Genomic DNA, 14358 nt, shown 5'->3' with positions numbered 1-14358 from the left:
CCTATTTCCTAATGTTTATTTTCACTGTTGTTTAGTGTCTGCAACATTTTATGGGGTGGTAGTTTACTTATGATTTCACGTAGACCTGCGTAAAAATGTTTTGATTCAAAGTCTACGAGAATGTCATCTACTTTCAGTGGTCGAGACATACTGAGTCCTTTTAAGGAACGGCAGCGACTAAGGGCTACATAGGTTTGCCCAGTTTCAAAAGAGCCTGCTCCCAAATCAAGATGCACTTTTTCAATGGTTTTTCCCTGGCTTTTATGGATAGTGCTGGCCCAGGCGGGGATCAGAGGGAATTGACTGTAGGTTCCAATTTGGCTGCGGAGTATCTTGTTACTTTTTTTATCCCAGCCGTAGTGATGTTCGGCCCATTGTACCCGGCCAACGTCCACTACTTTGCCAGATTCTGTGAGGCGAACAAAAATTTTATCATTGAGCAGCCGCTGAACAACACCTATTGTACCGTTTATCCACCTTTTGGCTCTGTCGTTTCTGGTAAAAAGAATTTGAGTACCAATTTTGAGGACAAGATTTTTGGGAGCAGGAAGTCTGGATGAATTAAACCCACCAGATACTATACCTCTATAGGACCTAGCTGTTCCCGGGAGTTTTTGCAACGCATGATTATTTCTTGTTTCAACCTCCTTGTTACGAGGCAGGAGGCAGACTGATCCTTCTGGAGGATTGGAAGTAATAGTGCATCCATTATTGAGCCGATCTACTATTTTTCTAAGATCAATTCCTTCACGAAGTCTGGTAAGTATATCAACAAATTCCTGGTCTGATTGCCGGTAGGTTCGATTGAGTTCAACGCCGTAATATGTGCTGTTTTGTAAGCATTTGGCATTATAAAACTTGGCAGAGCCATAGTGTTTCACAAAAAGGGGCTGCAGATTATGTTTAATAACAGGAGGGAGCTGGAACATATCTCCAACCATTATGACGGGAAGCCCGCCAAAGGGTTTGTTCACCCCTCTGTTGACGCGCAGGAAGGCACTGACACCATCGAGTAGATTGGATGTAACCATTGAGATTTCATCAATTATCAAAAGCTTGGCTTCACTGATTTCTTTTTTGGCGGGAAACTGTTTGATATCTTTTTTTACAATCCAACCGGGAGGCAGGCTGCAGAGGGAGTGTAGTGTTTTTCCACCAACATTAAGAGCAGCCATAGAAGTCGGTGCTCCAAGCAGGACAGATCCATCAAATTCAGAAAGAGCCCAACGAACAAAGGTACTTTTTCCTGTACCAGCTCCCCCAGTGATAAATACTAAGGGAAATTTTGATTCAACCAGTTTTTTTACCAGCTTGTACTCAGGTAAAACATCTACTGTTTTCAGATCAAATTCAGATCTATTATCAGGTTTGATTTTCGCAACGAGATCTTTGCTATAGGTAAATTCACGGCGTTCTTCACCGTCAAATGTATTGGCAAGCTTATTAAAAACAAAGCCGGCAGCAGATGCGACTGCTAGAAGAGTGAAAGGATCCATATGAATACCTGACGTGACTTTAACTAAAAGCTGTAATACGACCAAAACAAATAAGCTTAAGTGAGAGTCCTATATTTTCCTATTCTGTAGAGGAAGTCAAGAATTCAAAATGGTTAAGGGGCTAAATCAGGTTGGGGTGACTGAGTGTTAATAAGAAATATTCAGCGATGGCAAGGATACATGAGTGCCTTAGAAATTAAATTCTTGTCTTTTACGATTGAATTTCGTGAAGACACTTATCCAGACTTACTTCCTTTTATCGGGGGTAGAAAATTTACAATATTCCCACTTTCTTCCAATATCCATCAATTTGAAGTTTATATCGTAGAAATTCCAGGAAGTCATCCTGGCTGTATGTATCATTACAACTATTACTAAATTCTAATAGAATAGGAGCTTTTTGGCTTTCGCTATAGAGATTCCATTCGATAAGCAGGTCTTTTTTTTGTGCAGCTGTCAGGGTTTTACTGTGACTCATTGTAGTATTATTCTTTCTCCATGTAATTTTGTAGAAAGAGCAGCCAACTTATGTGCTCTTCATCTGTGCGCAGAATTTTTAAATATTTACAGGCAAGTCGAATCCTTGTCTCTCGGTCGCATGAGTTCCATTTGTTATATAATTCTTCTTTCTGTACGGCAGTCATGTATGTAAGCCTCCGGTATTTATAAAATTCACTATGTGTAAGTGATCTTACAAATACCTTACCCTGTGGGGGAAATGGAGTAAGGTTTTGGTAAGTAAATAGTATTGGAGGTAATGTGGCGAAAAAAAGAGGCGGGGAGGGGACCAGAGCTATAGGCAGTGCAAATAACTCTGGTATGGTATGCAGGGGATTAGGCGCTTGTTAAAAATACTGTTACTTCACCGTCTTGAAAGACGTAGTCTTTTCCTTCTGTACGTAATTTCCCCAGGTCTCTTGAAGCGGCCCAGGAGCCAGCAGCAACGAGATCGTCATAGGGAACAACCTCTGCCCTGATGAAGTGCTTTTCAAAGTCGGTATGAATAACGGCTGCAGCCTGAGGTGCCTTGGTGCCACGCTTAATGGTCCAGGCCCTGGTCTCTTTTTCACCAGTTGTCAGAAATGAGATCAGGTCAAGAAGTGAATAGGCCGCTTTTGCGAGGCGGGCAAGACCTGAGTCTTCAATACCAAGATCTGCGAGGAATATTTTTGCTTCCTCATCATCCATCTCAGAGAGCTCAGCTTCAATTTTAGCAGAAACACAGACGATTTCATCGCCCTGAGTCTCAGCGTAAGCCCGAAGTTTTTCTACGTAGGCGTTGTCTTCACCGGAAACGAGATCGTCTTCACTGACGTTAGCCACGTAGATTACTTTTTTGCTGGTAAGAAATTGGGTCTCACGGGCAATAAGTGTTTTCTCATCATCGGTTAAATCAGCAAGGCGTGCTGGTTTTTCATCTTCGAGAACTGCCTTTACCTTTTGAAAGCCTGCAAGCTTAATCTTTGCTTCTTTATCCTGGCCTCGGGCTTTTTTCTCTTCAGTAACGATTCTCTTCTCAACGAGTTCAAGATCTGAAAGGATAAGTTCGAGGTTGATCGTTTCAACATCGCCTACGGGATCGATTGCCCCGTGAACGTGGGTAATATTTTCGTCATCAAAACATCTGACGACGTGGGCAATGGCCTCAACGCTTCTGATGTGGCCTAGGAAAAGATTTCCTAAACCCTCACCCTGAGATGCTCCTTTTACAAGGCCTGCGATATCAACAAACTCGATGGAGGTGGGGATGATTTTGTTTGAGGTTCCCATGACAGCTAGAACATCAAGGCGTTCATCCGGAACTTTTACAATACCTATATTGGGTTCGATGGTGCAAAACGGATAATTACTGGCCTCAGCACCGGCCTTGGTGAGGGCATTAAACAGTGTTGATTTACCGACGTTAGGTAAACCTACAATTCCAATCTTCATGAACGAGAACTCCTTAATTTTGGGACGAAATAGGGCAAATGGAGGCAGACTATAGAGGAAAAGAAGCTATAACACAAGTTGAATTTTCAATAAGTAAATAGCAAAACTAATAATTGGAATGCTTTACATGGAAAAATATGTGTCACTATTTTGAAATAGGCGAAAAAAAGTTGTATGCAGAGGTGTTGTGATCAGGCACGTAATTGCACAGATATGCCGTAACATTGAGGATTGGTTATGAAATGTGTTTTATATGTATAGCGAAACCAAGTTCAACAATACCGTTACAAAGTTCCTGAAATCCCTTTTCGATCATAGCCTGTTTTTCGCCTATTCCAGAAATTGTCATAATAATATCCATTTCAGGGTTTTCCCCAATGGTTGTCGCTAGAGATTTGGTGTAAATATCTGGATATCTTTTCACGATATCAATAAGTATTGGTTCCAGAAGGGATTCGTCGTTACAGGTGACTCCCACACATTTTGATAGAGCTGTACCGTCACCAAAGGTCTGGTCAAGAAAATTGTGCAGAGATTCTTTGATAATCGACTTGAGTTCAGATGGGACGCCAGGAACACTGATAATTGTTGTTTGCTCAACTTGAAGGAGTACGCCTGGCGCCGTTCCTACGGGATTGTGAAGGGGAACAGCGCCCTCAGGGAGGCAGGCCATTTTTTGTCTGGCAGGGTTGAGTCCACCCTGTGACATGATGCCCTGTTCAAAAAAACGATCATATTGTTGTCTTACCTGCTCTAGAGCCTCTGGGTGTAAAACGATTTCTCTGTCAGTACCCTTTGCAACTGCTTCAAGGGTGAGATCATCAGATGTTGGCCCAAGTCCTCCTGAGGTGAAGATGATATCACTTTTACGTGCAACTGCTTCGCGAACGGTTTCGGCCACAATAGTAAGAATATCAGGAATAGTTGTTACCCTCGTAACAATACCACCGCGGCCATGGACGAGTTGACATAACCAGTTAGTGTTGGTATCTAAAATATCCCCTGTCAGTATCTCGTTGCCGACGATAATTATCTCGACTTCCGCTGCCTTTCTCATAACACCTCGTACCTTATTATCAAGGTATTTAGAAATATTGTAATAAATAGTGTTGTAACGGGTCGTTAAAACACTTTTTTGAAAATAGGGAGGGCAACCTTCATGATAAACCATTATTTATCATGAAGGTTCGTCGGTCGTGAATGATTATTTGGTCCAGACCTCAGGTTCGTAGGACCCGGGAGTGCAATACTCAATCCTGTATGGTTCTACTATTATGAGCGAATATCTTGGATCGTCAGGGCCATCAAAGATGGGAGCGAGCATATCGTTCCAAAAAGCGTGTCGCTCGTCTTTATCAGTTGTGATACGAGCTTTTCCCTGGACCTGAAGGTACGGCTGCATCTCCATTAGACTATTAACCCCGCAAGTAATGTGTACATTGTCATTGTTGTTAATTTGCTCGGCTTTACGGGAGTCAACAAAGGTTGCGCATCTAAGGGAGAGATCTCCTCCTCCTATTGTTACGACGTATCGTACCCATGGATTATTTTGCTCTGTTACTGTTGCAAGTGCTGCAAGTTGTGGCTTGTGGATAATATCTAAAATACGCTGTTCTAAATCAGCCATATAGGGCCTCCTGATGAGTTGTTGTAGTGCCTTGTCCCAGAAACGTATATAGAAAAAGTTAATCGATAACAACGGTATATCTGCTTGCTGAGGATTAAAAGCGAGATAATTAGCTCTTTTTCTGGGGCTGGTTATGTACAGTTACTATAGATAAAACAGAAACGTGTTTTTACCAGTGAAATTGAAAAATTTTATACATCAACCAATGAAGATTTCTTGACAGATAAATGTGCTATAAAGGTGATTGGAACTGTTCTGATCGTTTCTGAACGACTACTGGACTATTACTGTACGAACTGTTGGAGTGCACCGTGGAGTTGTTGTTCTATTTCAGTTTCAGAAAAGTGTTTTTTAAATGTCTGGTAGGCTTGTTCTCCAAGAGACTCCAGTTTATCTCTATTGCTGGCAAGTTTTGAAACCGATACTGCTAAGTCCTCAGGATCACCAGATGTGACCCAGATGATGCCAAGGTTATCATTTGAAATGAAGTCAGCAGGGTACGCACCAGATTGCATTGTCACAAGAGGTTTGCCACATGCAAGTGCTTGATATACTTTGTTTGGTATCACCCTGTGGGCCTTTTGAGAAGTGCCAAATATGCCAAGAAGAATGTCTGCTGATTGAATATGGTTAGGTAGTTCTTCATAGGGAACCCAAGGGATGAACGTTATGTTCTCAACACCTTTGGCGTGTTGTTTACACTGATGTAAGAGAGGGCCTTCTCCTATGAACTTCCATCGAACTTCTGGACCACTATATCTCTTGGCTGCCTCAATTACAGTGAGAGGGCCCTGGAGTCCAAGGAAACTTCCATAAAAGAGGATTGTGAGAGGGGCGGACTGACGGGGGAGGGCTGAAATAGGCTTAAATATTGATTCTTCAGCTCCAACAGGAATATCAACTAGCCGTGATTGTTTCACACCTAATGTGTTGTGGAAAAAATTACAATGCTCTTTTGTGTCGCCAATGACAAGTTCCGCTTTTTGAAATATTTTCATTTCCCATCGAAGCAATTTCTCGGCTTGTTTGTCACCCTCCGTAAATTTCTTTCTTTCAAAGACCTGTTTATCATAGGCGCTGATGAGTGGGTCAAACACTAAAGGTACATCAAATTTTTGAGCCCAGAATGAGGCTGAGTCAATATCACGCTGGCGAAAACATGGTACCCAGATAAGAGATGGCTTTGAAGGTTTTCGAATATATGCTTCGATAAGTCCTAAGGGTGAGAGTATAGGGCTAAATTCAGTGAAGTGGCATCCTAGTCGTTTAAGGCAGCTTCGAATAACTCTATTACGGGAATAATTGATGTCTGATCGTCCCCACCATAAAATGTCTAAATTAAGCATGTATCGTAACGTTAACCTGTTAAACGTTGGAAGGATTGTTTATGAAGAGCTCTAAGAGAGATAAACCGGATTTTCAAAATAGACCTGTATCATTATAAGTTCGTTAAGTACATAAGGAAGGTAATAAATGTAGAATGATAAGCCTACGTATAAAAATGGAAATTTGAAAAAAAATAGAAAAGCCCGAATCACAATGGAGTGATTCGGGCTTTGAACTACGTATTGGCTGTAATGATTTCAGCCGCCGCCCACCACGGGAAAGATCGCAAGTATGTCACCCTCCTGGGGTTCCACCTCAAACTGGGTGTGTTTATGATTAATCATAAGTACACCAACTTCCTCCCGATCAATATCAAGTGAATCGACTATACTCCCAACAGTGGTACCCGGTTGTATATCCCACTTTTCAATATTGAAGCGGTTATCCCGAAAATAGGCAAAAAGTTTAACTGTGATATTCATAGATTGCTCTATTTCTTAGAAGTTCCAGAATGTATCAATTTCTTCACCGGTGAAATCACACACTACATTATGTGGTGGTAGTGGCTCATCGTAGAAAAATTCTGGAAGTCTATCATCTGCGGCGGTAAATCCTGCAGCCATATTAAACTTTCTTTCAGTTTTCAGAATATGCTGGCCAAGACCGACAACGTCATCACCATTGAGGTTGATACCAAAACGTGCATTCAACAGGTCAATGAGAGCTGGTAAACAGGTTTCGTCATCAAGGGCTGCAAAGGCAATAAAGAGACACATACCGGTAGAGTCAATGGCAGCAGTTGCAATCTGAAGATTTCTGGAAAGCTCAATCTGTCCTTCTTTTGAAAGAGGATCAACCTGACCACCTACGTTCAGGATATTAGTCGCAATGGTGTAACCCATTGTGTGATCAGCGCCCTGGGTAGAGGTTGCGTATGTTATACCCATACCTTTAATTGAACGCGGATCGTATGCTGGGATAGCCTGGTTTTTTACAACAGGAACTCTGGTCACTCCAAAGGCGCGTCCTACAGATCCAGCTCCATTTCCAATAATTCTTCCAAGGCCGGTTCCTTTGGCAACTTCATCACGAAGAATGCGGCAGATACCAGCGCCATCACCAAACTCAAGAACTCCTGCTTCCATAGCAACACCAATGGCTACAGGGGTTTCAATGGAATCAATACCAATATCATCCATGAGGTGATCTGCTTCTGCTATGTGGTCAAGGTTATCGACGCAACAGTCAGCGCCCAGGGCCCAGATAGTCTCGTACTCAAAACCTGAGGTGAGTTTGTCGCCTTTGGCGTCATTGTACACCTGTGAACACTGGATAACACAACCTGCGTGGCAGTTGTGCTTTACCTTGCCCTCGCGCTGGGTGATGGTATCAGCCATGGTTTCACCTGAAATGGCTTCATGCCCTTCAAATTGTCCCTGGGTGAAGTTTTTGGTTGGTAATCCACCAGACTCGTTAATAATATTAACAAGGACGTTGGTTCCATACGCACCGAGAGCCTGACTTACAGGGTGGTTCACGAGGGCTTTTGCAAAGGCGCGATTAGCATCTTTGAATGCTTCCGGGTTCGCTATCTCAACTGTACCGTCTTGAGGGTCGATGGTGATGAACTTAATCTTCTTAGAGCCCATAACCGCACCAAGTCCACCACGACCACTTGAACGCAGGCCGCCATCTGGATCCTGGATAGAGATATTGGCAGAGCTCATTTTCATCTCACCAGCGGGGCCAATAGAGAGTATGCCTATTTTCTTATCAGCATCAGGACTGACGCTTTTGATGACATCAAAGTTTCCTTTGCCAATACGTTCAGTTTCTTCACTGATGGTAACGCCAGCTGGAGTGAGTGCAAGGCTGTACCACTTATCTTCTTTAGGCTGACCTTCAATGATAATTGCTTTACAGCCGGCTTTTGCCAGAAGTTGAGCAGAGGTTCCACCTGCATTGGATTCCTTGATGGTGCCAGTTAAAGGGCTTTTAGCTCCGATTGAGAGACGACCGGAGTTTGCAGCAACAGTACCAGAGAGTAAGCCTGGTGCGATTACCAATTTATTTCTTGCCCCGAGTGGGTGGCAGGTTGGTTCAACTTCTTCCGAAACTATAGTAGAAGTAAGACCCCGTCCACCGTGTCCGGCCCACGCTTCGGGCACATCTTCGACAGAGGTAGTAAGGTCCGTCATGTTTACGCGAAAAATCTTATCAGCCATTGTTGTTCTCCTTGTTGTTATGTTTTGCTGATTCGTTGCTCAAGTTGTGTTGTTTCTTCGTACGAATGTTACTGTTCGTACATGACCTCGCCGCAATCTCTCAGGTTGTAGCCTCCGAGTTGTAATACGGATTCTTTGAAGTCACTGTCGTTTCGAATAAGGTCCAGAAGAGTCGCAACCTTATGATTGTCCATAAAAGGCCTGGGTATGATCAGGTCATATCTCTCTTCTGCGACGGGCACAAAGTCGAGATTCAGTGCGTTGGCAGCCGCTCGTATTCCAAGCCCTGTGTCAACGCTTCCGTTTGCAACCGAGGCGGCAATACTCATGTGGGTATACTCTTCATGGTCGTAGCCAGGGATAGTTGCTGGAGAGATATCCTCATCCTGAAGAATCTTGTCTGTGAGTAATCTGGTTCCAGCTCCATTTTGTCGGTTGATAAAGGTGTGTTTCTCTTTAGCAATGTCGTGAAAGCTCGTAATGTTTTTAGGATTGCCTTTAGCAACAATCAGTCCCTGCTCTCTGTAACAGAGGTTAATCAGCTGGAGGGGAATGTCTTTTAGAAAGCGCTGGATGAAATTGACGTTGTATTCCCCGGTCTCTTCATCGAGTAGATGACTTCCGGCAATATGGGCTTCACCTCGTTTGATTGCCATAATCCCTCCCATTGAACCTACGTGGGCTGAAGAGATACGAATCATCGGGCGCTTTTTATAGAGTTGGTTGGCCATGAGATCAAGGATGTTGTCATGGCTTCCTATACATACAAGGGTGGCATCAACTTCTGTCTGGGGCCTGAGTAGTTCGATTTCAACCTCTTCGCCAGCTCCTATGCCTTCATTACCAGAACCAATTGTTAAAAGGCCATCAGCCCTGACTAGCGACATAACAGCTCCTGCACCTTTGCCTGATGGCGTGGCCATAAGGTTGTCACCGACTCTACCAAGAGTTATACGGACGAACTGATCAACTCCCATGGAAGAATGTACAGGGCGGGAGAGGGTTGCGGGTACACATTCACGAACTGGAGATCCTTTACCAAGGTACATGGAGAGGATGTCACGAATGAAAATCCGCATGGTGAGAAGTGCAGAGACCGGATAACCGGGCAGGCCAATGGCAGGTGTATCTCCAATCATGGCAAGGATAACCGGCTTTCCAGGTTTTATAGCAACTCCATGAACAATGACAGTGCCAACTTCATCGAGAACCTTGGCACTATAGTCACGGGTTCCAGCGGAGGCTCCGGCATTAAGAACCACTAAATCGTTTTCGGCAGCGGCCTTTACAAGACTCTCTTTCAAAAGCTCAGGGTTATCACTTACCGGAAGACCGCGGCTTGTGTCAGCGCCCCATTCACTAAGATATCCTGCGAGAATACGGGAGTTAAACTCAATAATTTGCCCAGGTTCTGGACTATGCTCAGGTTGAATGAGTTCACTGCCTGTGGGAATAACGTGGGCCTTTGGTCGTTTTTGAACAGCAACGGTGGTCACTCCTGTTGCAAGCATTGCACCCTGGTCTATTGGGCGGATTGTGTGCCCCTCGGGAATTATCAGTTCTGTTGCAACGATATCTTCGCCGATGGTTCGCACATGCTGCCAGGGTGTCGCTGGGGAGTGCAGTTCAACAACATTGGCACTTACCTGATGAACATCTTCAATCATCACCACGGCGTTATAGCCTTCAGGGATGGCATTACCAGTATTGACCGGTTGATATTTGTCATCTGAAAGGCGCAAAGGAGACGCCTCTGTGGCTCCTGCAAGATCATTGAAATGAACAGCTATGCCGTCCATTGCAGCGGCATTGTAGGAGGGCGATGAACGCCTGGCTATTACGGGCTCTGCAGTTAATCTTCCAAGACTGTCGTCAACAGGGATTTCTTCAACGGTATTGTTGGTGAAAAATCCGTGCTTTTTCAGTGCTGCAAGCCACAGCTCTTTTGCCTCGGCGAGGGGTTTGTTATTTACGTATACGTTTCGCTTGCTCATTGGAAGAGTGTGACCTTTATAATTGAATTTTCGGAAATTCCCTGGCTGTCATCGTCGATGATAAAGTATCCGTGGGCTCTGGAAAGGGTGGAGATGGAGCCGGATTTACCCATGATAGGTTGGGCAGTCCATATGGAATCGATCTCTTCAAGCCGGACTCGAATAACATCCATGCGACCAGCAGCGGAATTAATATTTCTTGAAAGCCTGGCGGATACGGTGGCAACAGGTAACGGATCAACACCAGATAGTCCTGAAAGTGTTCGTATGGTGGGCTTTATGAAAAAGTCAAAACAGACCATGGCAGATACTGGATGTCCGGGAAGCCCGAAAATTGGAGTCTCTCCGCTTAGACCAATTATGACTGGTTTTCCCGGTTTGAGTTTTACTCCATGGACAAGAATGCCCGGAGGGCCTAATTCTTCTATGACCTGTTCACCGAGGTCGCGTACCCCAACTGAACTGCCACCTGAAAAAAGGACGATATCGTTTTCTTTTGCAGCTTTTTGAATTGCAGGAAGAAAGATTTCCTTTTTATCAGCTACAATGCCGTAATCCACATAGACACCGCCGGCCTGGCGCACAAGACCACAGATTGCAAGGGTGTTGATGTTACGTATCTGTCCAGGCTGCGGAACTTCTGAGTGGTCAATGATTTCATCGCCCGTTGATAAGATACCAACGCGTATTTTTTTCGTAACCTTAACGGTTGTGATACCAATGGCAGCAAGAAGACCAATGTCTTGTGGACGCAGACGCCACCCAGCAGGCAAGGCCTGACTGCCAGCGCCTATGTCTTCACCTTTTTGTACGAGGTTTGTGCCACTGCCAACGCCCTTTACAACTTCGAGCATGGTCTCATCTACAGGGACTGTATGCTCAAACATCACAACACTGTCTGCTCCCTCAGGGCAAAGTCCGCCCGTTGGTATTTTATAACAACATCCCTTTTTTACTTCGCCCACTGGAGGCTTGCCCATGAATATTTCCCCAGTAATGTTGAGGTAACAGGGCATGGACTCACTGGCGCCAAAGGTGTCAGCCGCACGAACGGCATAACCGTCCATGGTAGAGCGAGGATGTGCTGGCAGGTTTTCTTTTGAGAGAATTGGTTCAGCAAGGATTCTGTCGAAGGCCTCTTTAAGAGGTATTTCTTCCGTTACGACAGGGATTGTTTTTAGTCGATCCTTGAGTATCTCTTGTGCCTGGGGGACGGTGCATAAGCCCCCACGGCCGAGCATGTCTTTTGTTGTCGTATTTTCAACCATTTGCGTTTATGACCTTGAGATGAGTTGTTTGAAATTGTGAAATTTCATTAAGAAATTCCATGTAGGTTATAGAGTTACTACCTAACTCAATATCAGTTATATAATCACAAAGTCCAGAGCGGCTCTTAAGAAAGTTTAAAACCTTTGTTGATTTGATTGAAACTCCCCTCGTGAGGAGATCTCTTCCACGTTCTTTGGCAATGGTATTAAATAGTTTTAAGGTTACAACGATTTCAAGGTCGTCTGTTGTCTGACTATCGGTTGTATCTGTTTGGGTTCTGAGTGCGGAGTGGATACTGTTTTTTCTGAAAATTGCCCCGGCGAGACCAGGCATAGCTGCAGACAGGGCAAGTGTTGGTGACTTGCCGGTAAAGGGTAGAGCTAAATCATCGACGGGGTTTCCATTTAAAAAAATAGTTTCTACAGTATTACCAATATATTGGGGACTGAAACCAGGGAGCTGACAAAGAAAAGCAGTAATAGGAGTAGAGCTGGAGGTCTTTACCTCTATACCAGATTGTAATATGGTGGTGAAAAGATGATAAGAGTCAGGTGTGACACTTAATGTGGTTGTTAAATTGGGGTGTTGCTCTTCCATTTTTAAAACTTATCATGTACATGTCAAATCTCCGGCGAAGGTGATGTTGCATGATCACAACACAACCAGTGTTTCTGCCGTATGGTATGCTCATATATTTACAACTATTTTTGTTTTAGCGATATAAAAAAATGCAATCAATTTACTTAAAACACCTTAAAAGGACAAGAAATGACACTGAGTGCACTTAAGCCAACCCAAGGATATAATACGTTTAATGGTCCCGTAGTAACCGTCATCATGGATGGGGTGGGGATTGGTACCCAGGATGACCAGGATGGTGTGTATATGGCCAATACTCCGATATTAGATCGGCTTTTAAGGGAACCACTTATGGTTAAATTAAAGGCCCATGGTACGGCTGTTGGCTTGCCCTCTGATGGTGATATGGGTAACTCGGAAGTTGGTCATAATGCACTTGGTGCAGGCAGGGTATTTGCCCAGGGTGCACAGTTGGTCAATGACGCCCTGACCTCCGGGATTGTTTTTGAAAGTGACGTCTGGGCTGAACTGCAGAAGCGAGCGAAAAACGGTAATGCCCTGCACTTTATTGGTCTGTTATCAGACGGGAATGTACATTCTAATATATCGCAATTGTTTGTTCTTTTGGATAGATGCGCTGCCGAAAACATCCCTCAGGTGCGCTTACATGTTCTTCTCGATGGTCGTGATGTCGACCAAAAAAGTGCATTGATATACATTGCTGCCCTCGAAGAAAAAATCGCAAGCTATGGTGCGGAATTTGACTATAAAATAGCTTCCGGTGGCGGGCGTATGATTACCACCATGGATAGATATAATGCCAACTGGTCTGTGGTTGAAAGGGGTTGGAAGGCGCATGTGTTAGGTGATGGTCGGAAGTTTAGTTCAGCAGCAGATGCTGTACAAACCTATTACGATGAAGATGCTGAAATGACCGATCAGTATATGGAGAGTTTTGTTGTAGCTGATGCTAATGGCCCTGTGGGCACCATTGAGGACGGAGATGGCGTTGTCTTTTTTAATTTTAGAGGTGATCGGGCCATCCAGATATCTCAGGCCTTTGAAGATAAGGATTTCCCTTATTTTGACAGGGTGAGGACTCCTGATGTCTTCTATGCGGGTATTATGCAGTATGATGGTGATGCTATGATTCCCGAGAATTTTTTGGTGCAACCTCCGGCAATTGACAGAACCCTTGGTGAGTATTTCTGTGCCAGCAAGGTAAGCTCCTATGCAATATCAGAAACGCAGAAGTTTGGCCATGTGACCTATTTTTGGAATGGTAATAAGTCCGGCTATATTGACGAGAAGTATGAAAAGTATGAAGAGATTGCTTCGGATAAAATAGCCTTTGATTTGAAGCCGTGGATGAAGGCTGGGGAGGTGACTGATAAAGTTGTGGATGCTGTTAAATCAGGTTCCCATAAATTTATACGTCTCAATCTTGCAAATGGCGATATGGTGGGGCATACCGGCGATGAAGCAGCGATTAGAGTAGCGGTTGAGACGGTTGATATCTGTTTAAAGCGCATTGAGTCAGCTGTGAAAAATGCTGGGGGGATCCTGGTTGTTACTGCTGATCATGGGAATGCTGATTGTATGTGGTCAGTTAAAAATGGTGTTAAAAATCCAATGGTGGCGCACACTCTGAATCCGGTTCCTTTTATTGTAAAGGACTATAGTGAAGCCAATGCGTTTGAATTAAGTGGGGTGAATGATCCGGGTCTTGCAAATGTGGCAGCAACCTTGTGTACTCTTTTAGGGCTTGAACCTCCTGCTGATTATGAGCCCTCCCTGTTGAAGTTGCGATAACTTCATTGAGCTGGAAATAAGCCGGGGTAAGTGCCTTGAAGTATTGTTGACTTTACGGTTTCAAATGGTGTCTTAATGTTTCTTGTGACTTAATATAG

General features: G+C 44.1%; 12 protein-coding genes. 1 reads left to right on the top strand and 11 read right to left on the bottom strand.

The genetic code is table 11. The features are described 5' to 3' along the window. Positions 1 to 8: 8 nt before the first annotated feature. From ACX6CI_RS09300 to ACX6CI_RS09250, 11 genes are all read right to left on the bottom strand, one after another. The gene (locus tag ACX6CI_RS09300; protein WP_458777883.1) at positions 9 to 1496 is read right to left on the bottom strand and encodes an ATP-dependent DNA helicase; all 1488 of its coding nucleotides are present in this window, start codon (positions 1494 to 1496) and stop codon (positions 9 to 11) included. A 274-nt stretch (positions 1497 to 1770) separates the two neighbouring features. Then, positions 1771 to 1974, bottom strand: coding sequence for a hypothetical protein (locus ACX6CI_RS09295; protein ID WP_458777882.1), 204 nt, complete (start codon positions 1972 to 1974; stop codon positions 1771 to 1773). A 356-nt stretch (positions 1975 to 2330) separates the two neighbouring features. Continuing rightward, the gene (gene ychF, locus ACX6CI_RS09290; protein WP_458777881.1) at positions 2331 to 3428 is read right to left on the bottom strand and encodes a redox-regulated ATPase YchF; all 1098 of its coding nucleotides are present in this window, start codon (positions 3426 to 3428) and stop codon (positions 2331 to 2333) included. A 235-nt stretch (positions 3429 to 3663) separates the two neighbouring features. Next, on the bottom strand, positions 3664 to 4485 hold the full coding sequence (locus ACX6CI_RS09285) for a competence/damage-inducible protein A (RefSeq protein WP_458777880.1): 822 nt from the start codon (positions 4483 to 4485) through the stop codon (positions 3664 to 3666). Between the two features lie 147 nt (positions 4486 to 4632). Next, entirely contained in the window at positions 4633 to 5055 is a 423-nt protein-coding gene (locus ACX6CI_RS09280; protein ID WP_458777879.1) for a pyridoxamine 5'-phosphate oxidase family protein, read from the bottom strand. A gap of 284 nt (positions 5056 to 5339) precedes the next feature. Next, entirely contained in the window at positions 5340 to 6401 is a 1062-nt protein-coding gene (locus ACX6CI_RS09275; protein ID WP_458777878.1) for a glycosyltransferase, read from the bottom strand. A gap of 237 nt (positions 6402 to 6638) precedes the next feature. Beyond that, entirely contained in the window at positions 6639 to 6863 is a 225-nt protein-coding gene (locus ACX6CI_RS09270) for a MoaD/ThiS family protein (RefSeq protein ID WP_458777877.1), read from the bottom strand. Positions 6864 to 6878: 15 nt separating this feature from the next. Then, entirely contained in the window at positions 6879 to 8606 is a 1728-nt protein-coding gene (locus tag ACX6CI_RS09265) for an aldehyde ferredoxin oxidoreductase family protein (protein WP_458777876.1), read from the bottom strand. A 68-nt stretch (positions 8607 to 8674) separates the two neighbouring features. After that, positions 8675 to 10600: a molybdopterin biosynthesis protein gene (locus tag ACX6CI_RS09260; protein ID WP_458777875.1), complete on the bottom strand. Its 1926-nt coding sequence runs from the start codon at positions 10598 to 10600 to the stop codon at positions 8675 to 8677. After that, positions 10597 to 11868: a molybdopterin molybdotransferase MoeA gene (locus tag ACX6CI_RS09255; RefSeq protein ID WP_458777874.1), complete on the bottom strand. Its 1272-nt coding sequence runs from the start codon at positions 11866 to 11868 to the stop codon at positions 10597 to 10599. Before ACX6CI_RS09255 ends, ACX6CI_RS09260 begins: the two co-directional genes overlap by 4 nt. Then, on the bottom strand, positions 11861 to 12466 hold the full coding sequence (locus ACX6CI_RS09250; protein ID WP_458777873.1) for a hypothetical protein: 606 nt from the start codon (positions 12464 to 12466) through the stop codon (positions 11861 to 11863). The genes ACX6CI_RS09255 and ACX6CI_RS09250 overlap by 8 nt, the downstream gene beginning before the upstream one ends. Before the next feature lie 171 nt (positions 12467 to 12637). Here ACX6CI_RS09250 and gpmI point away from each other — a divergent pair, with 171 nt between their 5' ends. Next, on the top strand, positions 12638 to 14260 hold the full coding sequence (gene gpmI, locus ACX6CI_RS09245; RefSeq protein ID WP_458777872.1) for a 2,3-bisphosphoglycerate-independent phosphoglycerate mutase: 1623 nt from the start codon (positions 12638 to 12640) through the stop codon (positions 14258 to 14260). The last annotated feature ends 98 nt before the right edge of the window (positions 14261 to 14358 follow it).

The organism is Desulforhopalus glucosivorans, assembly GCF_054397165.1.
The sequence above is the reverse complement of the archived record's forward strand: the minus strand, read 5'-3'. Positions and strand labels throughout refer to the sequence as shown.

Coding starts and splice junctions, on each gene's coding strand:
- ACX6CI_RS09300 (WP_458777883.1), bottom strand. CDS start 1,496: ATGGATCCTTTCACTCTTCTAGCAGTCGCATCTGCTGCCGGCTTTGTT.
- ACX6CI_RS09295 (WP_458777882.1), bottom strand. CDS start 1,974: ATGAGTCACAGTAAAACCCTGACAGCTGCACAAAAAAAAGACCTGCTT.
- ychF (WP_458777881.1), bottom strand. CDS start 3,428: ATGAAGATTGGAATTGTAGGTTTACCTAACGTCGGTAAATCAACACTG.
- ACX6CI_RS09285 (WP_458777880.1), bottom strand. CDS start 4,485: ATGAGAAAGGCAGCGGAAGTCGAGATAATTATCGTCGGCAACGAGATA.
- ACX6CI_RS09280 (WP_458777879.1), bottom strand. CDS start 5,055: ATGGCTGATTTAGAACAGCGTATTTTAGATATTATCCACAAGCCACAA.
- ACX6CI_RS09275 (WP_458777878.1), bottom strand. CDS start 6,401: ATGCTTAATTTAGACATTTTATGGTGGGGACGATCAGACATCAATTAT.
- ACX6CI_RS09270 (WP_458777877.1), bottom strand. CDS start 6,863: ATGAATATCACAGTTAAACTTTTTGCCTATTTTCGGGATAACCGCTTC.
- ACX6CI_RS09265 (WP_458777876.1), bottom strand. CDS start 8,606: ATGGCTGATAAGATTTTTCGCGTAAACATGACGGACCTTACTACCTCT.
- ACX6CI_RS09260 (WP_458777875.1), bottom strand. CDS start 10,600: ATGAGCAAGCGAAACGTATACGTAAATAACAAACCCCTCGCCGAGGCA.
- ACX6CI_RS09255 (WP_458777874.1), bottom strand. CDS start 11,868: ATGGTTGAAAATACGACAACAAAAGACATGCTCGGCCGTGGGGGCTTA.
- ACX6CI_RS09250 (WP_458777873.1), bottom strand. CDS start 12,466: ATGGAAGAGCAACACCCCAATTTAACAACCACATTAAGTGTCACACCT.
- gpmI (WP_458777872.1), top strand. CDS start 12,638: ATGACACTGAGTGCACTTAAGCCAACCCAAGGATATAATACGTTTAAT.